This window comes from Pseudomonas sp. GW-45, assembly GCF_056896675.1.
This window is the reverse complement of the sequence record NZ_CM167674.1, coordinates 2,604,303-2,626,492: the sequence shown is the minus strand read 5'-3', so window position 1 is coordinate 2,626,492 and position 22,190 is coordinate 2,604,303. Positions and strand designations below refer to the sequence as shown.

Here is a 22,190-nt window from a genome sequence, read left to right as displayed (position 1 = left end):
GACGGCCTGCGCGCCTGTCCTCTGCCAACCTTCGGCCAGTTGCCGCTGTTGGCGCGGTTTCAGTTAGACGAGGAGTAAATCATGCGAGTTATCCTGTTAGGTGCGCCCGGTGCGGGCAAGGGTACCCAGGCCCAGTTCATCTGTGAACGCTTCGGTATTCCGCAAATTTCCACCGGCGACATGCTGCGCGCAGCGATTAAAGCCGGAACTGATTTGGGTAAGCAGGTAAAGGAAGTGATGGACAGCGGTGGTTTGGTGTCCGATGACCTCATTATCGGCTTGATCAAAGAGCGCATTACCGAGACCGATTGCGCCAACGGTTTCTTGTTTGATGGCTTTCCGCGCACTATTCCACAGGCTGAAGCCTTGGTTGATGCCGGTATCGTACTGGATCACGTGCTTGAAATTGCTGTTGCCGACGAAGAAATCGTCGCTCGCCTGTCCGGCCGCCGTGTGCATCCAGGCTCGGGCCGCATCTACCACGTGGATCACAACCCGCCAAAAGTGGCCGGCAAAGACGACGTGACTGGTGAGGAGCTAATCCAGCGCGAAGATGACAAGGAAGAGACCGTGCGCAAGCGTTTGCAGGTCTATCACACCCAGACCAAACCGCTGGTTGAGTTCTACAAGCAGTTGGCTGCTGAAAAAGGCACGCCCAAGTGCTCCAAGGTTGAAGGTATCGGCTCGGTAGAGCAGATCACTGCCAAGGTGCGGGCAGCGCTGAACTGACCAACACCCGGTATGGCAAAGGCCCGTGCTGACGTTCTGTCGCACGGGCCTTTGCATTTGGGTACAATTCCCGCCACTTTTTGAAACGACTCAAGATTGCCCATGACCACACTGCTAGCACTGGATACCGCCACCGAAGCCTGCTCGGCAGCTCTGCTGCATCAAGGTGAAGTGGTTTATCGAAGCGAAGTTATTCCGCGTCAGCATGCCCAGCGCTTGCTACCGATGCTGGAAGAGCTGCTGCGTGAGTGCGGGATCACTCTGGCGCAAGTGGATGCCCTGGTGTTTGGTCGTGGTCCCGGTGCTTTTACCGGACTGCGCATCGCCACCGGGATGGTGCAGGGGCTAGCGTTTGCCAGTGGTAAGCCGGTTATCGGTATTTCCAATTTGGCCGCATTAGCCCAGCGCGCATGGCGCGAACACGGGAGCGAGCTGGTGGCAACGGCCATCGATGCGCGCATGGATGAAGTGTACTGGGGCGTCTTTGGCCTGCGTGATGGCGTGATGCAGGCGCTTTCCGACGAGCGGGTGTGTGCCCCTGAACAGGTCGAGCTGCCTGCAGATTCAAACCTGGCTCAGTACACTGGGGCTGGCACTGGCTGGCAGTATGCCGAGCGGCTAGCAGTCAAGCCTGCGGTTTGTTGGCCGCACATGCTGCCTGATGCGCGTGACCTGCTGACGCTGGCGCTGCCGCGCTGGCAGGCAGGAGATGTGCTCGACGCCGCAGATGCCCAGCCCATCTATTTGCGTGACAAGGTTGCCACGCCACAGGCGCAGCGCTAATCTTAGCGCCTTGAATGCGGAGAAACAGCAGTGCGTCTTGATGGTCTGAATCCTTACACAACGCTCCCTGAGCGTAGCAACCGAGTCGCCTCCAGTGCGGCGCCGGTAGATGCTGCGCGCGCGACGGCGGCGGAACAGGCCACTACGGTATCTGCCAGTCGCTCGCTGACGACGCGTACGGTTAACGCAGCGTCCGCCAATGCCGAGTACATTCCCGCGCGCCGTGAGATTCAGCAGCCGGTTTACGGGCGTAGCAATCAGGCACTTGCCAGCTATGAAGCGACAGCCAGCATTCCTGTTGATGGCGATTCAGATAGCGTCTTCGGCATCGATCTGTTCGCCTGATCAGTGGCGGTGCTGAACGATAATCCTCTGCGGCTGGGCTGCACCCAATGGTCTGATCCTGCTTGGCGCGGCTCTCTCTATGACGCCGGTAGTGATGCTGATGAGCGTCTCGCGCAATACTGTAGTGTGTTTGGCGCAGTTGAGGGCAATACCACCTTTTACTCATTACCGAGCGCGGATCGAGTGGCGCGCTGGGCCGAGTTGATGCCCACTGATTTCCGTTTTTGCGCGAAGTTGCCGCGTGAGGTTAGTCATGGTGCGCGGCTCGATCCTCAGAGCGTTGAGCTACGCCAGTTCTTCGCCCGCATGGCGGTGTTGGAACAACGCCTCGGACCTATCTGGTTGCAACTACCGCAGCGTTTCGGGCCCTCGGGGCTGGCTGAGTTAACGCGCTTTCTTGATCAACTGCCGAGCGAGTTCGATTACGCTGTAGAAGTACGCCACCTGGATTTCTTCCGCAAAGACCCTAGCGAACAACAACTCAACCGCCAACTGCACCAGCGCGGCATCGAACGTATCGTCTTCGATACGCGCGCACTGTTTGCCAGCGCTGATCAATCATCTGCCACCCTTGAAGCCCAAGAGCGTAAGCCGCGATTGCCGGTGCATGCGGTAGCACTTTCGAGTCAGCCCGTGGTGCGCTTTGTTGGCGGCATGGATAACCAGGCTAATTTGCAAGCACTGCAACCTTGGCTGGGTAAATGCGCGGAGTGGCTTAATGAGGGGCGCCGTCCGATGGTTTTTATGCATACACCGGATAACCGGCTGGCTCCGCAACTTGCGCGGCGTTTCTATCAGCAGTTACAACAACAGTGGGTGCCTACGCTGCCGGACATGCCTAGCTGGCCCGGTGAGCTGGAAGCAGCGCAGCAGCCACAGCAGGTAGGGCTGTTTTGATCGCGATTAATTTATTGGACTGGGAGTGCGGCGAATGAGCCTGGATAACGGCCTTATGGAGCTAGCGGTTGCCAGCGCTGTTGGTCATGAGCAGGCTGCGGCCGATCTGGCTTTGCGTTTACGGCTGCCGTTGCAGCAAGCGGATTCGCCACTGGCTGAGCTGCTGCTGTGCCTGGACGAGCAGGGATTAAGTCTGCGTAGCACCGAAGTCGATGCCCCGGGGGCTGCTGGGCAGGGCGCCGTGCGGGTAGACTTTGTTGGCGGTTCGCAAGCCCATCGCCGCCAGTTTGGCGGCGGTGCTGGGCAAATGGTTGCCCGTGCCGTGGGTATACGTGGCGCCGTTCGCCCGAGCATTCTAGATGCCACGGCAGGGCTGGGGCGCGACGCTTTCGTGATGGCTTCACTGGGTTGTGAGGTGACATTGCTGGAGCGGCAGCCGGTGATCGCTGCGTTGTTGGAGGACGGGCTGCAACGCGCCCGTGCGGCCGGTGGTGAAGTGGCCGAAATTGCCGCGCGCATGCAGCTAATTCACTGTGATGCCATTACCGCGCTACGTGACTGGAACGGGGCTGTTCCGCAGGTGATTCACCTGGATCCTATGTTTCCGCATCGCGAAAAATCGGCGTTGGTGAAGAAGGAAATGCGCTTATTCAGGCCGCTGGCAGGGGATGATGACGACGCGCCTGAGCTGCTGGCGGCTGCCTTGCAGCTGGCTAGCCACAGAGTCGCGGTGAAACGCTCGCGCAAAGCGCCAGCGATTGCCGGACCGGCGCCAAGCGCGCAGCTGAAGGGCCAGTCCAGCCGTTACGACATCTATGGTAAGAAACGGCTGGATTAGCTCTACCAGCGCGTCACGATGAGGTGCTAGCCGGTTCCTGTGCTCCGTTAGCCTTCGATGTACGCGCCACCTGACGGATCGACAGGCGAATCTCGGCACTGAGTACGCGTTTAGCGATGTTTTCAGCGATGTCTTCCAGCCCCGGCAGGTAATGTAGCTTGCCCTCGTCATCGGGGCGCACTACGCGCAGATCAATCAAGCGCTGGATAAACTGACGAAACAAGGTTTTATCGAAAAACTCAGGCGCGTTTAGCCCATGCAGAATCGATAGCCGCTGGGCCATCACCGAGCACAAAGCCTCTAGCTGTTCCGCGGTTTGGCTGCCATTCGGGAAATTTAGCAGCAATGCCGAGGCCATATAGAAGCGCTCTAGAATCTGGATGATGCTGCGCGAGAGCAAGCTGAGCATGACGAACTCACCAGAGCTAAGATCGGGTCGATGAATCTGCTCATCCGTTTCGCGCAATAAACCCTGGGCCACCAAGCTGTCGACCCAGGTCTGGATCACCTGCGGCAGCGCTTGTTCATCCCATTGCAGAAACAGCTCACCCTGCAGGTAGGGATAAATGCCGAGAATCAATCGTTCGATCTGCGAACGGTTCATTCGCGGATTGTTCTGGAAAAGGCAGGCAATCAGCGCAGGCAGCACCACCAAGTGCAAAATGTTATTGCGGTAGTAGGTCATCAGCACGGCTTGTGGTTCATCCAGCACCATTATCTCGCCCAAGGCGTCAGATTGGCGCTGAATCATCTGCATCTCTTCCACATGTTTGATCATCGCCTGACCATCCATGTCCGGTAGGGTCACGCTGTCGCTGTAGGGCACCTGGCGGAGCAGTGCGGCGTAACGGTCAAGTACCCTTGATAATGACGTCTCATCCAGCGCCAGACGCGCGGTAGATAGCATTGCCAATGCCACCAAATTGACCGGATTAACGTCCGCCGCTGCGCTGATCGCGCTGGTTAGGGTGCGCGCCAGTTGATTAGTGGTCTCGTTCAGCCACTGTGGCCGGTACTCGGGCGCCAGTGTCTGTTGGCGCCAATCCGGTTGCTGCTGATCTAGAAAATCAGCCAGCGGAAGAGGTTGGCCAAAATTGACGGCTACTTTGCCAAAGCGCAGCTTGAGCGCGGCAATGACCCGGAACAGATCAAAAATGGACTCCTTCTTTTTGGTCTGGCCCCGTAACTCGCCCAGATAGGTACGGCCTTCCAGTACCCGCTCATAGCCGATATACACAGGTACGAATACGATGGGTCGGCGTGGTGAGCGCAGAAAGCTGCGCAGGGTGATTGCCAGCATGCCGGTTTTGGGACTGAGCATGCGGCCAGTACGTGAGCGACCGCCTTCGATGAAGTATTCGACCGGAAAGCCGCGACCGAAGAGAGTATGCAGATACTCATTGAATACTGCCGTATAGAGTTGGTTGCCTTTGAAGGTACGGCGCATGAAAAAAGCGCCACCGCGCCGCAGAATACCCCCGATGACTGGCATATTGAGGTTAATGCCAGCGGCAATATGCGGTGGTGTCAGGCTGTTGCGGACCAACAGATAAGACAGCAGAAGATAGTCGATGTGACTGCGGTGGCAGGGTACGTAGATGATCTCATTGCCCCGTGCAATATCATGTACTCGCTTGATATGGTTAACTTTTATTCCGTCGTACAGCTTGTTCCAGAACCAGGACAGGATCACCTCAAGAAAGCGAACGATGCTGTAGGTGAAGTCCGAGGCAATTTCGTTGGCATAACGTGCAGCAAGCGCCTGAGCTTTTTCTTGGCTTAGGCCTTGTTCTTCGGCCTCCCGGCGTATCGCCTCTTTCACCATGGGCGCGTGCAGCAAGCCCTTGAGCAAAGTGCGGCGGTGCGCCAGTTCAGGGCCGACCACCGCGGCGCGCTGGTGTCGAAAATGCACCCGCAGCAAGCGATTTACTCGACGTAAGTGGCGCTCATGGTCTGGCTCGCTGGCGGTCAGCGCCTGCAGCGACAGGCTCTCTCCAAAATGAACGCGAATGTTGCGGCCGTGCAGCAGGATCGCCAGTAGCTTGCGCAGCCGTCCGCCAACCCAGTTGTAAGCGAACAACAGCTTGATAGGCGAGGACTCCGCATCCGGCGATAGCCCCCAAAAAACAGTGATCGGTACCAGCTGTACTTCGCTGCAGCCTTGCTCGACAGCGTCCAGAATCTGTCCCATGCGCGGTGATTGGCGACGCAAGTCCGGTCGCCCCACCCAGGAGCGCTCGTTGCTTAGGAATACATAGGATTCTTCCTGCGCCAGGGGTTCGCGTGGTGGCCTGACCGGCCGCGGTAGCCCAGCCCGCACGCATTCCCGGTCGGCGACGATAAGGTCCGATAGCGAACGGTAGGGCAGTACGTAAATGACTGGCTTCAGTGGGTCGATATCGAGGTCGCCAGCCGGGTTGCCGATGCTCTTTGATTTGGCCCAGAGATAAAGCAGGCGTCTGGCTAAGCCAAAACGCATGCGGCCAATGAATGAGGAGTAAGCAGTGGGCATATTATTCTCAGGGCAGGTGGATCGCCGACAGGCCAGCTGTCAGGGGCATTGGCAAGGATTCTAGCGCGTTTGTTCGGCGCTGACAGCCTGGCTCATGCGTCAACGCTGGCAGCCCGGAAACATCGTTGCTTGAAATGCGTCCGGGGGATTCATATAGTCACTGCCTTGAGCGCAACGCGCTCCAGGTATTTTGGGTCCGATCTTGGCTGTGACAACGGGCCGCAGGTTTCATACGGGGGAAGTGTGAACCAGCGCACAACACCATTGTCCATCTGTTTGCGCTCAATCTCTGGAGAAAAGCGAGTGCCTGGCAGTGACTGCCCACGGGTATCCTGCGACCTATAATTTGGGGGAATAATAAAAGGCATGATCAGTATAAATAGCCTGACGAAACGCTTCGGTGAGCACGTCGCCGTTGATAATCTATCCTTTGACGTTAAACCGGGCGAAGTGCTCGGCTTCCTCGGCCCCAACGGCGCCGGCAAATCCACCACTATGAAAATGCTTACCGGATTTCTGACGCCTGATGGCGGCTCGGCCTCGGTGTGCGGTTTCGACGTGCAGTCGCAGATTTTGCAGGCGCAGCAGCAAATGGGTTACCTGCCTGAAGGCGCGCCCTGTTATGGCGACATGCGGGTGAAGGGGTTTCTTGAGTTTATCGCCGCTATTCGTGGCTTCAGCGGTGCTGAAAAGCATAAGCGGGTGGCTCGTGCGGTTGAGCAGGTAGAGTTGCAATCGGTGCTGGGTCAGCGCATTGAAACGCTGTCCAAAGGCTTTAAGCGGCGTGTGGGTCTGGCACAGGCGATTCTGCATGATCCTCAGGTACTGATTCTGGATGAGCCTACCGATGGTCTGGATCCGAACCAGAAGCATCATGTGCGCCACCTGATTCAACAGTTGGCCGAAGGCAGCAACAAGATCGTTGTCATTTCCACGCATATTCTTGAAGAGGTCAGCGCCGTGTGCTCACGTGCGGTGATTATTGGTCATGGCCGCTTGCTGGCCGATGGCACGCCTGAGGAGCTTGAGGCTCGCTCGCGCTATCATCAGGCAGTCACGCTAACGCTGTCGCAAAGCGTCGATGCCGTTGATACCCAGGCCTTGCAGCAGCTGCCTGGGGTACTGGCGGTAGAAAGCCAACGTGATGGCCAACAACTGACTGTGCTGGCTAAGCCGGGCGAAGTGATCTTCCCGGCGGTGGGGCAACTGGCCCGAGAACAGCAATGGCAGGTAGCCGAGCTGTCGGTTGAACGTGGTCGCCTGGACGACGTGTTCCGTGGTTTGACGTCAGGGGAGGCGGCATGAATAATCTGGGTGTGATCTTCAAACGTGAGCTGGGCAGCTATTTTGCTACTCCGTTGGCCTATATCTTCATCGTCATCTTTCTGGTGCTATCGGCGTTATTTACCTTTGATCTGGGTGGCTTCTATACCGCAGGTCAGGCAGATCTCAATGCCTTCTTCTCGTTTCACTCCTGGTTATATCTGTTTCTGGTGCCAGCACTTGCTATGCGGCTGTGGGCCGAGGAGCGCAAGTCCGGGACTATCGAACTGCTGATGACCTTGCCGGTATCGCGTGTCGATATGGTGCTGGGTAAGTTCCTCGCGGCATGGGTGTTTGTCGGTATCGCGCTGTTGCTGACCTTCCCGATCGTGATCACCGTCAACTATCTGGGTAACCCGGATAACGGCGCTATCTTTACCGGGTATATCGGCAGCTGGCTGCTGGCCGGCGGATATCTGGCTATTGGCTCGTGCATGTCGGCGGCGACCAAGAATCAGGTGATCGCTTTTATTCTCAGCGTTGTGGTGTGCTTCATCTTCATTGCTGCCGGGATTCCTATGGTGCTCGACTTCTTTAGTACCTGGGCTCCTCAGTGGTTGGTAGATGCCATTGCCTCATTCAGTTTTCAGGTCCGCTTTAGTGCTTTGAGTCACGGCGTGCTGGAACTGCGTGATCTGTTGTATTTCTTATCGCTGATGGCTGGTTGGTTGTTTGCCACTGCGATTGTCATCGACCTGAAAAAGGCCGATTGAGGCGAAGGAGCATTCATGAAACGTTTAATTTATTCTGGCGCCGGCTTGCTGGTGCTGTTGCTGGCCTTTGCTGCCTTCAATATGGCTACCAATGTGTTCCTCTCGGGCGCACGCGTCGATCTTACTGAGCAAAAGCTGTACACCTTTTCTGAAGGTACGCAGCAAGTTCTGGCTGACCTGGAAGAGCCAATCGATTTGTATTTTTTCTTCTCTGATCAGGCCAGCAAAAAGAACGTAACTCTGCGCAACTACGCCAAGCGCGTAGAAGAGATGCTCAAGGAATACGAACGTGAAGCTGACGGCAAAATTCGGTTGCACATCATCGACCCTCAACCGTTTTCCGAGGCCGAAGACCGTGCTGCCGAGTTTGGATTGCAGGGCATACCGCTCAACCAGACGGGCGACAACCTCTACTTTGGCCTAGCCGGAACCAACGAGCTGGCTGAGCGGGAAGTGATTCCTTTCTTCGCGCTTGAGCAAGAAGGCATGCTGGAGTATGAGCTGAGCCGTGTGGTCAACACGTTGGCGCAAGCTGAGAAGCCCAAAGTGGGGATTATCTCCGGCTTGCCCATCAACGGCGGCACCACGCCTTACTCGCAGGAACCCGCACCTGCATGGATGGTGCTGGAGCAGATGCAGCAGATGTTTGAGGTGCAGCCGTTGCAACACGATGTTGACCAAATCCCGGACGATATCGGTGTATTGCTGTTGGTTCATCCCAAATCATTGACCGAGGCAGCGCTCTACGCAGTTGATCAGTTCGTGTTACGCGGCGGCAAGCTGTTGTCGTTCGTCGATCCCTATGCTGAATCTGATCAGGCTATGGAAGCGATGATCGAAGGCATGGCCGACGGTAAGTCATCGGATCTCGGGCCGCTGCTTAAAGCCTGGGGGGTGCAATACAATCCCGAGCAGGTGGTGGTTGATGAGCGTCAGGGTATGTCGGTTAGTCGTGGCCAAGGCCAATTGCCGGCCCGTCATATCGGTTGGCTGGAAGTAGAGCCGGCGCAGATTGACCGTGAAGACACCATCACCGCCCCACTGCAGTTGCTGACGGTGGGAACCGGTGGTGCTTTGATACCAGTTGATGGCGCGCAAACGCATTTCACGCCGTTGTTAACCAGTACCGCTGACAGCATGTTGATGTCGAGTGAGGCCTTCGCCAACCTGCGTGATCCGGAAGATTTGCTCAAGGGCTTTAAGGCTGACGAGCATACCTACACCTTCGCGGCACGGCTGGAAGGTCCGGCCAAGTCTGCTTATCCGCAGGGGATGGAAGGGCATGAGCCGGGCCTGCAACAGGCAGACAACATCAACGTGGTAGTGGTGGCCGATACCGACATGCTGACCGACCGTATGTGGGTACAGGTGCAAGATCTTATGGGTCAGCGTATACCGCAACCATGGGCTGACAACGGTGGCTTCCTAATCAATGCGCTGGATAATCTGTCTGGTTCCGACGCGCTGATCAGTGTGCGCTCACGTGGCGATTTTAGCCGCCCGTTCACCGTGGTAGAAAAGCTGCAACGTGATGCTGAAAGCCGTTTTCGCGCCAGCGAGCAGCGTTTGCAGCAGCAACTGGCGGAAACCGACCAACGCTTGGCGCAGCTTCAGCAGAATCAGGACCCTAGTCAGCTGACCGAGCTGACTGTCGAGCAACGTGATGCGATTCAACAGTTTATCGATGAGAAGCTGGCGATCCGCAAACAGTTGCGCGACGTGCGCTATAAGCTCAACGCGGATATCGACAATCTGGGTAACCGGCTGAAGTTCATCAACATCGCGCTGGTGCCCTTGCTGCTGACCTTCGGTGTGTTGGTCTGGTGGTTGGTAGGCCGCTTGCGCCGCAAACATTAAGGGGACGACATGCGTAAGATTGTAATGGTAGTAGTCGCGCTCCTGGCGGTCGCTTTGGTGGCTTTAGCTCTGCAGGCTCGTAAAGAGGACCGGGTGGTCGATCTGCAAAGTCACAAGCTGTTGTCTGAACAGCAGCTGGAGCTGCTTGGGGTCACCCATAAAATCACCCTTCAGCGCGGTGAACAGGAGGTCCACCTGGTACGTAAGGAGGACCAGTGGCTAGTGGCCGACAGCGATAACTTCCCGGTTCTGCAACCTCGTTTGGCAGCCTTGCTGCTGACGTTGCGGGGCGCTGAGGTGCAGGAAGAGAAGACGGCTAACCCCGAGTACCATCAGCGCCTAGGGCTCAGTACTGCAAGCGAGCCGCCGGCGCTGCAGGTCACTCTGGAGGCTGACGACAGCTCATTGGGGCTGGTTTACGGCAATGCCGTCGGCAAAGGGCAGTTACTGCGCTTTGCCGATTCCGATCAGGTATTGCTGATCAACCGTCCGTTGAACATCTCGCTTAACAGCAATGCCTGGTTGGATTTGCAGATCAGCAAGATACCGTTGGAGCAGGTCGCCAAGGCGCGGTGGCAGCACGCCGACGGTGAAGCGCTGGTATTGGACAAGGCAGAACAGGGTGATTACAACTTCCGTCTGGCTGGTGAGGTCTCGGCTGAGGGGCAGGAGCGCAAACTCAATTCTATGGTGTTGGCGCTGGCTAATCTGCAGGCGCAAGACGTTAGCCTGCGTAGCAAATTAGCGTTACCGCAGCCCAGCCTGACAATGCAAGTCACCACATGGTCGGGCGCTCAGCTTGCTGCTTCGCTGTACCAGCTTGATAGCCAATACTGGCTGACAATCGATAGGGTGCAACAGAGCGATGAGCAGCCAGTGGAGGTGCGTGTAGACCCGCGCTGGGCATATCAGCTCAGCGTCGCGCAGCATGACCAGTTGGCTTTGCGCTTGGCAGATCTGCAGCCAGAAGAGCCCGAAATCCAAGAATAACCGCGTATAGCAACCGGCGACCTGAGTCGCCGGTTGCCCTTTGTCTGTTCCTGAATTTCCCTACTTGCAGCCCTTTCAGCATTGTCTAAACTCGAAAGACGGTCTTCGGAACCGCTTTTGTGCTGTGAGCTGTGCGCGGCAATAAAGCATCGCGGTTTTAACTGGCCAATAATGTTGCCGGTGGTGCAACAACGTCACACAGTATGTGTAGTGAGGAAGAGTAATGGCAGAGCGCGAGCAAGGTACCGTTAAGTGGTTCAACGATGACAAGGGTTTTGGTTTCATCCAGCGCCAGTCTGGTCCGGATGTTTTTGTGCATTTTAGAGCCATTCGCGGCGATGGTCATCGCAGCTTGGCCGAAGGTCAGGCGGTAGAATTTACCGTAACCCAGGGGCAGAAAGGACCGCAGGCGGAAGACGTCGTCGCAGTTTAGTGCTGTGTACGTGGCTAGCCGTTTGGCGTGTAACTGGTCTGTGTTTTAGCCCACGCTCGCTGGGTTTGCGCGGACGGGGAAGTTGATGTTGCAGAACCCTTGGTTTTATCTGGCACTGGGTGATGGCTTGTTGGCCGAGCCGGTGCTTGCGGAGCTGGCTGGGTTGTCGTTGCGCGTTGCTGAGCGAGGCTTGCCACCAGCTGTGTTTCTGCGCCGCCGGCAGCAAGGCTTGCATTGTGAGGTGGTGGTCTATTTCTCACCCAATTTGCAGCGGTTGGCGCAAACGCGAAACGCGGCGCCTTGCCCACGTCCTCAGCGTGCGGGTTTGGAGTTGCTCGTGGGTGGCGAAGGCGGCTGGCAGTGGTTTGTCTGAAGCTTATTAGGCTACAGGCAGGTTGCTCAGCAGCCAGCGCTCGAACTCCTGTGGCGGCACGGCGCCATTCAAGCGCGCTATCTCTTTACCCTGATAGAGAATAAGCAGGGTGGGGATGCTGCGGATGGCAAATCGTGCGGCGAGTTCTGGGACGGCTTCGGTATCTATTTTGATCAAGCGCGCGCGCGGTTCAATCCGGGCTGCGGCCTGCTCAAATACCGGTGCGAACTGTTGGCACGGGCCGCACCAGGCCGCCCAGAAATCGATTACCAAGGGCAAGTCGGCGCTGCTGTGTTTGCTGAACTGCGTGCTATTCAACGATAGCGGGCTGCCGATGAACAGGCTCTGCTTGCAGGCGCCGCACTGTGGCTGAGCGCTAAGACGCGCAGCCGGCAGGCGGTTCTTTCGATGGCAGTGTGGGCAGGCAATTAGCAGGGTATCGGTCATGATGTGATCTGCCTCGTCAGCATTGATTGTTGAGTCTTATGAGGCATGCCAGTGCTCCAGCGCGGTTGCCAAGGCCTTCACTTGTTTTGGACGCTGGATTACACGTTAGAGCGCCCAGACGAACTCACTTTCACCATCGGCGTTAACTTTTAACCAACGGTCTGCATCGGCATCGCCTTCGGATTCGTCCCAGCTGCCAATGGAGCAGCGCACTTCATGGCTCAGCGCCGTATGTACCGCACGGGCGCAATCTGCGTCAGTTGCCCAGGGGGTTTCAGCGCTGTCGAACCAGATACTGGTCCACTTGCCGGCAGCCTTGCGCACGATCATGAGGGGAATCGCTGGATTGCTCTCGATAGTACCCTGCCGGTTGTTGCCCACAGCGTCTCCGAGGACCAATGGCCCCAGCGCCTCAGGTAGCCAAGCGAGCAAGTCCTTGACGTGGTCTTCGCGCAGGTAAATCTCAATATCGGGTTGGCGCACGATTAATCCTCGTGGAGCGGTTGATCTGTTGTTCAGCTTCGTTCCAGCAATACCATTTGCATGGCTACTTCAAGTCCGTCGATACCGCTGGCACAGATGGCCTGCTGGCGCTCTGGCTGGCTGCGAAAACCGTGTGGTGTCATACCGATCAGGTTGGCCAGTTCATCCGCTGGCACCTGCAGAGCATAGCGCAGGGTGCTTTGCGAGACGATGCGCAATTCATCCGGTAGCGATTTGATCAAGTCCGGAGTGGGGTGAACGCTGTCATAGAGTTTTTCACGCAGAGCCATAAGATGATCGCCGTGCGGACCCACAATCAATACCCGCCCACCCGGACGCAAGGCGCGTACGCACTCTTCCGGTGACCAGGGGCTGAAAACACAAAGCGCAGCATCCAAGCTTTGGTCTGCCACTGGTAAGCGGGCGCTTGAGGCCACCAGCCACTGGATGTCTTTGCTGCGTCGACAGGCTTTGAGGATCGCGTCTTTGCTGATATCCAATCCAGCCAGTTGTGTCTGTGGCAGTGCAGCAGCCAGGCGGGCGGTGTAGTAGCCCTCGCCGCAGCCCATATCCAGCAGGTGCTCGGGCGGCGCAGCAGCCAGTAACTGGTTGATCGCATCGCTCACGAGTTGGTAGTGGCCGGCGTCAAGAAACGCTTGGCGGTAGCTCAGCATTTGTGGCGTGTCGCCTGGCTGTTTGCTGTTTTTGTGCTGTACCAGCAGCAGATTCAGGTAACCCTGCTTTGCCTGGTCGTAACTGTGGCCGTTGGCACAGTGCCATTGACGTTCAGTGCGGTGCAGCGCCTCGCGGCAATGCGGGCAGATAAGTTCGATCATCAGGCCAGCAACTCTATCAGCGTGGTCTCATAGATATCCGTGAGCGTATCCAGATCAGCTGCCTTGATGCATTCGTTAACCTGATGGATGGTCGCATTTACCGGTCCTAACTCAACCACTTGAGTGCCCATGGTGGCAATAAAACGGCCGTCGGAGGTGCCGCCAGAGGTGGAAGGTTGAGTCGTGCGCCCAGTCACCTTATGGATGGCAGCAGCTACCCCGTCTAGCAGAGCGCCTGGTTCGGTCAAGAAGGGCAGGCCGGAAACGGTCCAATGTAATTCATATTCCAAACCGTGCTGGTCTAGCAGGTTGCGCACCCGCGCCTGTAAGCCTTCAACGGTGGACTCGGTAGAGAAGCGAAAATTGATCAGCGCCTCTAAATCACCTGGCACCACGTTGGTGGCGCCGGTCCCTGAATGAATATTGGATATCTGAAAACTGGTCGGTGGAAAAAAGGCGTTACCCTCATCCCACATTTCGGCCGTCAGCGCAGCCAGTGCAGGTGCAGCCAGATGGATGGGGTTGCGTGCCAAGTGCGGGTAGGCCACGTGGCCTTGCTTGCCCTTAACCACCAAGCGTGCGTTCAGTGAGCCACGGCGACCGTTCTTCACCACATCGCCCACCAGCTCGGTACTGGAAGGCTCGCCGACGATGCACCAATCGACCTTTTCACCACGCCCTACTAACGTCTCGACCACCTTGACCGTGCCCTCTGTTGCCGGGCCTTCTTCGTCGCTGGTGATCATAAAAGCGATTGAGCCTTTGTGGTCTGGGTATTTCGCAACAAAACGTTCGGCGGCAACCAGCATGGCTGCCAGGCTGCCTTTCATATCTGCTGCGCCTCGGCCCAGCAACATGCCATCACGGATGATCGGCTGAAACGGCGGATTGTCCCAGTTTTCCAGCGGACCGGTTGGCACCACATCGGTGTGGCCAGCGAAGCACAGTACCGGGGCAGTAGTGCCGCGTCTGGCCCAAAGGTTATCCACCTCACCGAAGTTAAGCTGCTCCAGCTTGAAGCCAGCTGCGGCTAGACGCTCGCCCATCAATTGCTGACAGTCGGCATCTTCCGGGGTAGTGGAGTTCCGCGAGATCAAGTCGCAGGCGAGGGCAAGAGTGGGGGATAACTCGGTCATGAATCAGATTCGCTGTTGGTGTGTCTGGCGCTAATGATATCAGACTGGACCGCCATGCCAGAAAGCGGCTTGGCGGTCCGTCAGATGCGCGCAAATATAAGGTTTATTTGCTGGGAGCTGGCCAGCGCGCTTTACGCCAGGCGCGTCGTTGCTTCTTATCAAGGAAGGTCCAAGCGAGTAGGCGGCTGCGTTTTTGCCCCTGCGCCATATCCAGGGTGCGAACATCAGTCGCGCCGAGTTCGCGCAGTTGTGTCGGCAGCTGTTTAAGTACGTCGGTGTTAGATACCAAGGTGCTGAACCAAAACACCTGTTGGCCAAACTCAGCGCTTTCGCTAGCCATTCTCGACAGAAAGCCTGTCTCGCCGCCCTCACAATATAGCTCGCTGGCTTGCCCACCAAAATTAAGCATGCCGGCTTTGCTTTCCGCCCCTTTGCCCAGCTGTTGCCACTTGCGCTGGTTGGCTGCGCGTGCGGCCTCGGCGCTCGCATGGAAAGGTGGGTTGCACAGGGTAAAATCAAACTGCTCTTCGGGCTTGATGATGTGGCGGAAAAGCTGATTGGTCTGGGGTTGCATGCGCAGACTGATCCGCTGCGCCGCGGTGGGGTTCGCATCGAGCAGGCGCTCGGCGTTGTCCAACGCGATTTGGTCGATATCAGTGCCGACAAAGCTCCAGCCGTATTCGTGGCTGCCTATCAGTGGATAGATCAAATTGGCGCCGGTGCCGAGATCTAAACCGACGAGCTTTTTGCCTGTGGGTATCTTGCCGTCATGACTGTCGCAGAGCAGGTCAGCCAAGGTATGTAGATAGTCGGCTCGCCCCGGAACGGGTGGGCAGAGGTAGCCAGGCGGAATATCCCAGTCACGGACGTTGTATTGCACTCTCAATAAAGCACCATTGAGCGCTTTGACTGCGTCTGGGTCGGCAAAGTCGAGCGTGCTCCCGCCCGACGGCGAAGCTACTAGATGCCCGCGTAGCGCGGGATTGGCGCTGGTCAGGGCAGGAAAGTCATAGTGGCCCTTATGACGATTGCGAGGATGCAGACCGGGCTTGGTCGACGTCTTGGGGCTGGTTTTGCGCGACATGGGATATTCCGAGGTGATGGTCGGTAATTCTCCCACAGGTAGCGAGCGACAATCTATGAAAGCCGTTGCTGGGCTTGTGCACAATTCCCGTGGATGAATCTGTGGATAACCCAAGGATAGCTTGCTGTGGCGCTCTGCACATCGGTGCTTGGCGGTGGTGTATGTTTCTTGATCAGGTGATTGACACCCAAGCGCGGCAGGGCTGATATAATCGCCGCCAGTTTGCAGTGAGGTGAAGATGACAACAGATGATCCGAGGTTTGGTGGCATAGCGCGGCTTTATGGCGTCGACTCCTTTGCGCGCTTGCAGGCCAGTCACGTTGTGGTGGTTGGCATTGGCGGCGTGGGCACCTGGACGGCTGAGGCGCTGGGACGCACCGGCATTGGTCGTATCACCCTGATTGATCTCGACGACATCTGCGTGACCAACACCAATCGCCAATTGCCAGCGATGGAAGGCAACATTGGCAGGCCCAAGGTCGAGGTTATGGCTGAGCGTTTGCGCGCGATTAATCCTGCCTGCGAAGTTAATCCAATCCTGGATTTTCTCAGCCCGGCTAACATGGCTGATTACCTGGGCGAGGGAGTGGATTGTGTAGTGGATTGTATCGACAGTATTAAAGCCAAGGTGGCGTTGATTGCCTGGTGTCGGCGACAGCGCATCGCTGTTATTACTACCGGGGGGGCCGGGGGGCAGATTGACCCGACTCAGGTAACCGTCTCCGACCTGTCGAAAACAGTCAATGACCCGCTGGCGGCTAAAGCGCGCTCGCAACTGCGCCGCGATCACAACTTCCCCAAACCCGACAGTAAACGTAGCTTTGGCGTGCCCTGTGTCTACTCAAAGGAGCAACTGCGCTACCCCCAGCCAGATGGTTCGGTTTGCCAACAAAAATCCTTTGCCGGTGAAGGTGTGCGCCTGGATTGCGCGGGTGGTTTCGGCGCCGTGACCATGGTGACCGCAACATTTGGCATGGTAGCCGCAGCACAGGCGGTACAGCGGCTGCTGAGATAGTTCACAGCCTGAACGAAGAAGGCCCGCGCCGGACGTTCCGGGCGGGCCTTCTTTATGTCTGCTCTGCGCTCAGTTATGCGCGTGCAGCATATCGTTCAACTGAATGGCGCTTTTGTTGGTTTTGCACTCGATGGCACCGGTCTGCGAGTTACGACGGAACAGCAAGTCAGACTGGTTGGCCAGATCACGCGCTTTGAGGATTTCGACCAAATTATCGGCGTCGTCCAACAAGGTGACCTTGATGCCGGCAGTGATATACAAGCCGGCTTCTACGGTGCAGCGGTCGCCCAGCGGAATACCGATACCTGCGTTGGCGCCGATCAGGCAGCCTTCACCCACCGATATTACGATGTTGCCGCCACCGGACAGCGTGCCCATGGTCGAGCAGCCGCCACCCAGGTCCGAGCCTTTGCCGACGAAGACGCCAGCAGAAATGCGACCTTCAACCATGCTGGTGCCTGCGGTACCGGCGTTGAAGTTGATAAAGCCTTCGTGCATGACGGTAGTGCCTTCGCCGACGTAGGCGCCGAGCCGCACACGGGCAGTGTCGGCGATACGGATGCCGGAGGGGGCGACGTAATCGGTCATGGACGGGAATTTATCGACACTGTTAACCACCAGCGATTGGCCCTGTAAACGTGCTGCCAGTTGGCGCTGGGGCAGCTCGTTGACGTCGATGGCGCCATGGTTGGTCCAGGCAACGTTGGGCAGCAATGGGAAGATGCCAGCGAGTACCACGCCATGGGGTTTGACCAGACGGTGGGACAGTAAGTGCAGCTTGAGGTAAGCCTCAGGGGTAGAAACTGGCGCTTCGTCGGTAGCCAATACAGTGGCGACCAAAGGGCGGGTGCTGCTGGCCAGTTGTTCGACCAGGGCGCCGGCTTCGGCGAAACCGGCTTGCGTTAGCGCGTTGGCCAGGCCTGCACACTGGCTAGTGGCGAAACTGATGGCCTGATTGCCTTCGCTGTAGCCGAGTTGCTCGCTGATGACCTTGATCAGGGCGCTGTCGGGGTTCAGCATGGGCTGCGGGTAGTAGACCTCAATCCAATTGCCTGCGCTGTTCTGTGTGCCGATGCCAAAGGCCAGGCTGAAGTGTTCGCTCATGGGGTGATTCCTTTGATGCTATGCATTGGTGTCGAACGCGCTGGCATACCATTCCGGCTTGAAGCCAACCAGGCGCTGTGAGCCGGTATCCAGTACCGGTCTTTTAATCATCGAAGGGTTGGCCTGCATAAGAGCAATGGCCTTGTCGGTGTCGATGTTTTGTTTGTCTGTGTCATCCAGCTTGCGGAAGGTAGTGCCCTTGCGATTCAGTACGACTTCCCAGCCGTGCTCGGTGCACCAGCTGCGCAGGTGCTCGGCATCGATACCTTCTTTTTTGTAATCGTGAAAGGCGTACTCCATGCCATGCTCTTCCAGCCAAGTACGCGCCTTTTTCATGGTGTCGCAGGCTTTAATGCCGTAGAGAGTGATCACGTATTACAGCCCTTTGATGAAGTCACGGATACGCTCGGCGGCTTCGATGCAGTCGGCTAGTGGAGCAACCAATGCCATGCGAATCCGTCCGGCGCCGGGATTATAACCATCAATCTCGCGTGACAGGTAACGTCCGGGTACCACCGCGACGTTCTGTTCGGCCAGTAGGCGTTGAGTAAAGACGTCGTCATCAATCGGGGTGACGGGCCACAGATAGAAGCCAGCGTCGGGACGCTGCACGTCCATGATCGGGCTGAGAATCTTCAATACTGCGTCGAACTTGGCCTGATACTGTGCGCGGTTATCGGCAACGTGAGCTTCATCCTGCCAAGCAGTCAAACTGGCCAATTGGCTTTGCACTGGCATCGCACAGCCATGGTAGGTGCGGTACTGCAAATAAGGCTGTAGCAGGTTAGCGTCGCCGGCGACGAAGCCAGAACGCAACCCTGGCAGGTTAGAGCGTTTGGACAGGCTGTGGAATACCACGCAACGGGCGTAGTCATCGCGGCCCATGGCAGCGCAAGCTTGGAGTAGGCCGACTGGCGCGGGGCTGTCTGGCGCATAAATTTCGCTGTAGCACTCGTCAGAGGCGATGACAAAGTCATGTTCATCGGCCAATTTGATCAGCTGTTGTAGGGTTTCCAACGGGATTACCGAACCCGTTGGATTACCCGGCGTACAGATGAATAGCAACTGGCAGCGCTGCCAGATGTCGGCCGGCACAATGCCGAAATCCGGAATAAAATTATTGCTGGCATCGCAGCCTAGATAATGCGGTTCCACCCCGGCTAGGAAGGCTGCGCCTTCATAGATCTGATAAAAGGGGTTAGGGCTGACTACTAAGCCTTGTGGGTCGCGCTGCACCAGTGCTTGAGTAAAGGAAAACAGTGCCTCGCGGGTACCGTTGACCGGAATGATGTGCTGCGCCGGATCAAGGCTACCCGCCTTGAGCGAGAAGCGCTGGGTCAGCCAGTCGGCGATGCCCTGACGCAATTCTGGTTTGCCTTGAGTGGTGGGGTATACGGCGGCCTGATTCAAGTTGGCGGCCAGCGCATCCAGCACAAAAGGTGGCGACGGGTGCTTGGGCTCGCCTATCGACAGTGAAATCGGACGCAATGCTGGGTTCGGTGTTACATCCGCTATCAGCGCGCGCAGCTTTTCAAAGGGGTACGGCTGCAGGCGTTGCAGGTCGCTATTCATTCACAATCCTCAGGGGCCAATGGCAATTGGGCTGCTGTACGCCTGCTCGGTTGGCTGGGTACTGCTTAGGGTGTCGATAATGTTCTGTTGCAAGCGCTCACACAGGGCCGGATCGGACAACGCCTGATTATCTGCATCGGTGAGCACAAATACGTCGTCCACACGCTCGCCAAGGGTGACGATCTTGGCATTCTGCACGCTGATGTCGAAGTCCAGAAGAATACGTCCCATACGGGCCAGCAGGCCGGGGCGGTCTGGAGCGCTCAGTTCCAGAATGGTGTGTTGGCCATTCGGGTCGTTGAAGATAGTGACCTCGGGTGCGAAGGCAAAATGCTTAAGCTGGCGTGGTACCAAGCGCTGGATGATGGTCGGGAAGGCATCTGGATCGGACAGCGCTTCAAGCAACTCATGTTTGATTTGGCGGATACGCTCAGGGTTATCGCCGATCGAGCCGCCATCAGAATCCAGCACTATATAAGTGTCCAGGCTGAACTGGCTGGTCGAGCTGATGATGCGCGCATCCTGAATGCTCAGGTTGAGCTGATCCATCGCCGATACCGTGGCGGCGAACAAGTCATTTTGCTCGGGCGTAAAGATGAAAATCTGGGTCGCGCCTTCAAACTCTCGCTGTGCGGTTTCCTTGATCAACACCAAAGGGCCGGTACGGCGGCTGTGTTGCATAATGGCTTCGGTATGCCAAGCCACGTCGCTGGCGGTATGGCGCAAGAAATAGTCATCGCCCAGCTCTGACCAAAGCGCTTCGGCGTCTTCTTCTTCCAGACCGTTGCGCACCAGAATATCCAGGGCCGCCTGTTGAGTCTGGCGAATGTGCTCATCGCGATCCGGTGGATTATCCAGGCCGCGGCGCAACGCGCGTTTGGTCTCGCTATAGAGTTGGCGCAGCAGCGAGGCGCGCCAGGAGTTCCACAGCGTTGGATTGGTCGCATTGATATCGGCGATGGTCAGTACGTAAAGGTAGTCGAGACGGACCTGATTACCCATCTGCACAGCAAAATCATGAATGACCAGAGGGTCAGAAATGTCCTTGCGCTGCGCGGTAGTCGACATCACCAGGTGGTTCTGCACTAGCCAGCTGATCAGGTGGGTATCCCAGGCTGGCAGATGGTGACGGTTGCAGAATTGCTCGGCGTCCACTGCGCCGAGTTCGGAGTGATCGCCGCCACGACCTTTAGCGATGTCGTGATAAAGGCCGGCAATGTACAGCAGGTCAGGTTTAGGCAGGCGGCAGAAGATGCGCCAGGCAAGCGGGTATCTGTCCTGGTATTCAGGACGGTTGAGCTTGCGCAGGTGTTTGATCAAATTCAACGTATGCGCGTCGACCGTATATATGTGAAACAAATCGTGCTGCATTTGGCCGACGATCTTGCCAAACTCCGGCAGATAGCGCCCCAGAATGCCGTAGCGATTCATTCGCCGCAGGTTGCGGTGGATGCCTTCCTTGCTACGGAACAGCTCGATAAACAGGCTGGTATTGCGAATATCGCTACGGAAGTCGTCGTCGATCAGCTTGCGATGGTCGCGCAGCAGCCGAATGCTGTTGGCGCGCACGCCGCGAATTTCGGGATGCTGCGCCATCAGCACAAAGAGTTCGAGAATGGCGAAGGGTGTGCGCTTGAAGACGTTGGGGTTGGTGACTTCGATGTAATGATTGCGCACGTGAAAACGGCTGTTTAACGGCAAAATTTCGGTCGCTTCGGCGTCACGCAACAGAATTTCTTCGAAATGCTGCATCAGCAGGTCGTTTAGCTCAGATAGAGACATCACAACCCGGTAGTACTTTTGCATGAAACGTTCGACTGCCAGCTTGCTGTCGTTGCCTTCGTAGCCCAGCATCTTGGCCAGTGCGCGCTGGTGGTCAAACAGCAAGCGATCTTCGGCTCGGCCAGAAAGGTTGTGCAAAGCAAAACGGACCTTCCAGAGGAAGTCGCGGCCGGCGGTGAGAATCTCGTACTCGGGCTCGTTCAGGAACCCTTGGTCAACCAGTTTGCGCAAATCGTTGGTGCCGAAATGACGTAGGGCAACCCAGGCAATGGTCTGAATGTCGCGAAGGCCACCGGGTGAGCTTTTTACGTTCGGCTCAAGGTTGTACTCGGTATCGTTGAACTTGGCGTGGCGGGCCTGCTGTTCAGCGCGTTTGGCGCGAAAAAATTCAGCGTCGGGCCACATGTGTTCGGTACTGATGGCCTTCAGCATGCCCTGGCGCAATACTTCATCGCCGGCCAAGGTACGCGATTCCATTAAATTGGTGATCACCGTCAGGTCGGCCTTGGCCTCTTGCTGGCATTCCTCGATAGAGCGCACGCTTTGGCCAACTTCCAGGCCGATGTCCCACAACAACATGAGGAAAATTTCGATCGAGGAGCGAAATGTCTCCGCGTCGTCACGTACCAAGATCAGCAGGTCTATGTCTGAATGCGGGTGCAGCTCACCACGACCGTAGCCACCGACGGCCAGCAAAGCGATACCCGGATCTTGGGCGCAATCGAGTCGAGCCCAGGCCTGCTGTAATATCTGGTCGGTCACCCAGGCCCGCTCATGGATCAATTGACGGATGTCTCGTCCGTCCTCAAAACGGCTCTGTAGCACGCAGTCTGCATGCCTTATAGCCTTCTTGAAGGCGCCGATCGGACTGCTCTTTAATGCCAGCTCCGCTTGGAACTGGCCTGGGTCGAAAAGCGCGATATCCATCGTTTATATCC

At 57.0% G+C, this 22,190-nt stretch carries 22 protein-coding genes; 12 read left to right on the top strand and 10 right to left on the bottom strand.

Annotation, left to right across the window (positions count from 1 at the left end):
• Positions 1-81: 81 nt before the first annotated feature.
• From adk to AC1XYH_RS12040, 5 genes are all read left to right on the top strand, one after another.
• On the top strand, positions 82-729 hold the full coding sequence (gene adk, locus AC1XYH_RS12060) for an adenylate kinase (protein WP_483323417.1): 648 nt from the start codon (positions 82-84) through the stop codon (positions 727-729).
• Positions 730-831: 102 nt separating this feature from the next.
• Positions 832-1,512, top strand: coding sequence for a tRNA (adenosine(37)-N6)-threonylcarbamoyltransferase complex dimerization subunit type 1 TsaB (tsaB, locus tag AC1XYH_RS12055; RefSeq protein ID WP_483323416.1), 681 nt, complete (start codon positions 832-834; stop codon positions 1,510-1,512).
• 30 nt (positions 1,513-1,542) lie between these two features.
• Complete coding sequence (locus AC1XYH_RS12050; protein ID WP_483323415.1) at positions 1,543-1,857, top strand: hypothetical protein; 315 nt, start codon at positions 1,543-1,545, stop codon at positions 1,855-1,857.
• A 9-nt stretch (positions 1,858-1,866) separates the two neighbouring features.
• Positions 1,867-2,754, top strand: coding sequence for a DUF72 domain-containing protein (locus AC1XYH_RS12045; RefSeq protein WP_483323414.1), 888 nt, complete (start codon positions 1,867-1,869; stop codon positions 2,752-2,754).
• Positions 2,755-2,788: 34 nt separating this feature from the next.
• Positions 2,789-3,592: a class I SAM-dependent methyltransferase gene (locus tag AC1XYH_RS12040; RefSeq protein WP_483323413.1), complete on the top strand. Its 804-nt coding sequence runs from the start codon at positions 2,789-2,791 to the stop codon at positions 3,590-3,592.
• A 13-nt stretch (positions 3,593-3,605) separates the two neighbouring features.
• Here AC1XYH_RS12040 and plsB read toward each other — a convergent pair whose 3' ends face one another.
• Positions 3,606-6,104, bottom strand: coding sequence for a glycerol-3-phosphate 1-O-acyltransferase PlsB (gene plsB / locus AC1XYH_RS12035; RefSeq protein WP_483323412.1), 2,499 nt, complete (start codon positions 6,102-6,104; stop codon positions 3,606-3,608).
• A 366-nt stretch (positions 6,105-6,470) separates the two neighbouring features.
• Here plsB and AC1XYH_RS12030 point away from each other — a divergent pair, with 366 nt between their 5' ends.
• The 6 genes from AC1XYH_RS12030 to AC1XYH_RS12005 all read left to right on the top strand — a co-directional run bounded on the left by AC1XYH_RS12030 (position 6,471) and on the right by AC1XYH_RS12005 (position 11,793).
• Positions 6,471-7,409: an ABC transporter ATP-binding protein gene (locus tag AC1XYH_RS12030; protein ID WP_483323411.1), complete on the top strand. Its 939-nt coding sequence runs from the start codon at positions 6,471-6,473 to the stop codon at positions 7,407-7,409.
• Complete coding sequence (locus AC1XYH_RS12025; RefSeq protein WP_483323410.1) at positions 7,406-8,140, top strand: ABC transporter permease; 735 nt, start codon at positions 7,406-7,408, stop codon at positions 8,138-8,140. The genes AC1XYH_RS12030 and AC1XYH_RS12025 overlap by 4 nt, the downstream gene beginning before the upstream one ends.
• 15 nt (positions 8,141-8,155) lie before the next feature.
• A complete protein-coding gene (locus AC1XYH_RS12020) occupies positions 8,156-9,997 on the top strand; it encodes a GldG family protein (protein ID WP_483323409.1) in 1,842 nt (613 codons plus the stop codon).
• A gap of 9 nt (positions 9,998-10,006) precedes the next feature.
• The gene (locus tag AC1XYH_RS12015) at positions 10,007-10,987 is read left to right on the top strand and encodes a DUF4340 domain-containing protein (RefSeq protein WP_483323408.1); all 981 of its coding nucleotides are present in this window, start codon (positions 10,007-10,009) and stop codon (positions 10,985-10,987) included.
• 223 nt (positions 10,988-11,210) lie between these two features.
• On the top strand, positions 11,211-11,420 hold the full coding sequence (locus AC1XYH_RS12010) for a cold-shock protein (RefSeq protein ID WP_483323407.1): 210 nt from the start codon (positions 11,211-11,213) through the stop codon (positions 11,418-11,420).
• An 85-nt stretch (positions 11,421-11,505) separates the two neighbouring features.
• The gene (locus AC1XYH_RS12005; RefSeq protein WP_483323406.1) at positions 11,506-11,793 is read left to right on the top strand and encodes a hypothetical protein; all 288 of its coding nucleotides are present in this window, start codon (positions 11,506-11,508) and stop codon (positions 11,791-11,793) included.
• Positions 11,794-11,799: 6 nt separating this feature from the next.
• On the opposite strand, the gene trxC is transcribed toward AC1XYH_RS12005, so the two are convergent.
• The 5 genes from trxC to rlmF form a co-directional block, all read right to left on the bottom strand.
• Positions 11,800-12,240 carry a thioredoxin TrxC gene (trxC, locus tag AC1XYH_RS12000; RefSeq protein ID WP_483323405.1) on the bottom strand — a complete coding sequence of 147 codons (441 nt, stop codon included), beginning with the start codon at positions 12,238-12,240 and terminating at the stop codon, positions 11,800-11,802.
• A 105-nt stretch (positions 12,241-12,345) separates the two neighbouring features.
• Positions 12,346-12,723: a hypothetical protein gene (locus AC1XYH_RS11995; RefSeq protein ID WP_483323404.1), complete on the bottom strand. Its 378-nt coding sequence runs from the start codon at positions 12,721-12,723 to the stop codon at positions 12,346-12,348.
• A gap of 32 nt (positions 12,724-12,755) precedes the next feature.
• The gene (locus tag AC1XYH_RS11990; protein WP_483323403.1) at positions 12,756-13,559 is read right to left on the bottom strand and encodes a putative RNA methyltransferase; all 804 of its coding nucleotides are present in this window, start codon (positions 13,557-13,559) and stop codon (positions 12,756-12,758) included.
• Positions 13,559-14,695, bottom strand: coding sequence for a succinyl-diaminopimelate desuccinylase (dapE, locus tag AC1XYH_RS11985; RefSeq protein WP_483323402.1), 1,137 nt, complete (start codon positions 14,693-14,695; stop codon positions 13,559-13,561). The genes AC1XYH_RS11990 and dapE overlap by 1 nt, the downstream gene beginning before the upstream one ends.
• A 103-nt stretch (positions 14,696-14,798) precedes the next feature.
• Entirely contained in the window at positions 14,799-15,779 is a 981-nt protein-coding gene (gene rlmF / locus AC1XYH_RS11980; protein WP_483323401.1) for a 23S rRNA (adenine(1618)-N(6))-methyltransferase RlmF, read from the bottom strand.
• Between the two features lie 238 nt (positions 15,780-16,017).
• Between rlmF and tcdA the strand changes: the two genes are divergently transcribed.
• Positions 16,018-16,794: a tRNA cyclic N6-threonylcarbamoyladenosine(37) synthase TcdA gene (gene tcdA / locus AC1XYH_RS11975; protein WP_483323400.1), complete on the top strand. Its 777-nt coding sequence runs from the start codon at positions 16,018-16,020 to the stop codon at positions 16,792-16,794.
• Positions 16,795-16,863: 69 nt separating this feature from the next.
• On the opposite strand, the gene dapD is transcribed toward tcdA, so the two are convergent.
• Genes dapD through AC1XYH_RS11955 form a run of 4 tightly spaced genes read right to left on the bottom strand, consistent with a single transcriptional unit; the run spans position 16,864 to position 22,179 of the window.
• Positions 16,864-17,898 (bottom strand): 2,3,4,5-tetrahydropyridine-2,6-dicarboxylate N-succinyltransferase, encoded by a 1,035-nt coding sequence (gene dapD, locus AC1XYH_RS11970; RefSeq protein WP_483323399.1) that lies wholly within the window; start codon positions 17,896-17,898, stop codon positions 16,864-16,866.
• 18 nt (positions 17,899-17,916) lie between these two features.
• Complete coding sequence (locus tag AC1XYH_RS11965; protein ID WP_483326374.1) at positions 17,917-18,234, bottom strand: arsenate reductase; 318 nt, start codon at positions 18,232-18,234, stop codon at positions 17,917-17,919.
• A gap of 39 nt (positions 18,235-18,273) precedes the next feature.
• Complete coding sequence (gene dapC, locus AC1XYH_RS11960) at positions 18,274-19,470, bottom strand: succinyldiaminopimelate transaminase (RefSeq protein ID WP_483323398.1); 1,197 nt, start codon at positions 19,468-19,470, stop codon at positions 18,274-18,276.
• A gap of 9 nt (positions 19,471-19,479) precedes the next feature.
• Positions 19,480-22,179 (bottom strand): [protein-PII] uridylyltransferase, encoded by a 2,700-nt coding sequence (locus AC1XYH_RS11955; RefSeq protein ID WP_483323397.1) that lies wholly within the window; start codon positions 22,177-22,179, stop codon positions 19,480-19,482.
• Between the last annotated feature and the right edge of the window lie 11 nt (positions 22,180-22,190).

Coding starts and splice junctions, on each gene's coding strand:
- adk (WP_483323417.1), top strand. CDS start 82: ATGCGAGTTATCCTGTTAGGTGCGCCCGGTGCGGGCAAGGGTACCCAG.
- tsaB (WP_483323416.1), top strand. CDS start 832: ATGACCACACTGCTAGCACTGGATACCGCCACCGAAGCCTGCTCGGCA.
- AC1XYH_RS12040 (WP_483323413.1), top strand. CDS start 2,789: ATGAGCCTGGATAACGGCCTTATGGAGCTAGCGGTTGCCAGCGCTGTT.
- plsB (WP_483323412.1), bottom strand. CDS start 6,104: ATGCCCACTGCTTACTCCTCATTCATTGGCCGCATGCGTTTTGGCTTA.
- AC1XYH_RS12030 (WP_483323411.1), top strand. CDS start 6,471: ATGATCAGTATAAATAGCCTGACGAAACGCTTCGGTGAGCACGTCGCC.
- AC1XYH_RS12025 (WP_483323410.1), top strand. CDS start 7,406: ATGAATAATCTGGGTGTGATCTTCAAACGTGAGCTGGGCAGCTATTTT.
- AC1XYH_RS12020 (WP_483323409.1), top strand. CDS start 8,156: ATGAAACGTTTAATTTATTCTGGCGCCGGCTTGCTGGTGCTGTTGCTG.
- AC1XYH_RS12015 (WP_483323408.1), top strand. CDS start 10,007: ATGCGTAAGATTGTAATGGTAGTAGTCGCGCTCCTGGCGGTCGCTTTG.
- AC1XYH_RS12010 (WP_483323407.1), top strand. CDS start 11,211: ATGGCAGAGCGCGAGCAAGGTACCGTTAAGTGGTTCAACGATGACAAG.
- AC1XYH_RS12005 (WP_483323406.1), top strand. CDS start 11,506: ATGTTGCAGAACCCTTGGTTTTATCTGGCACTGGGTGATGGCTTGTTG.
- trxC (WP_483323405.1), bottom strand. CDS start 12,240: ATGACCGATACCCTGCTAATTGCCTGCCCACACTGCCATCGAAAGAAC.
- AC1XYH_RS11990 (WP_483323403.1), bottom strand. CDS start 13,559: ATGATCGAACTTATCTGCCCGCATTGCCGCGAGGCGCTGCACCGCACT.
- dapE (WP_483323402.1), bottom strand. CDS start 14,695: ATGACCGAGTTATCCCCCACTCTTGCCCTCGCCTGCGACTTGATCTCG.
- rlmF (WP_483323401.1), bottom strand. CDS start 15,779: ATGTCGCGCAAAACCAGCCCCAAGACGTCGACCAAGCCCGGTCTGCAT.
- tcdA (WP_483323400.1), top strand. CDS start 16,018: ATGACAACAGATGATCCGAGGTTTGGTGGCATAGCGCGGCTTTATGGC.
- dapD (WP_483323399.1), bottom strand. CDS start 17,898: ATGAGCGAACACTTCAGCCTGGCCTTTGGCATCGGCACACAGAACAGC.
- AC1XYH_RS11965 (WP_483326374.1), bottom strand. CDS start 18,234: ATGAAAAAGGCGCGTACTTGGCTGGAAGAGCATGGCATGGAGTACGCC.
- dapC (WP_483323398.1), bottom strand. CDS start 19,470: ATGAATAGCGACCTGCAACGCCTGCAGCCGTACCCCTTTGAAAAGCTG.
- AC1XYH_RS11955 (WP_483323397.1), bottom strand. CDS start 22,179: ATGGATATCGCGCTTTTCGACCCAGGCCAGTTCCAAGCGGAGCTGGCA.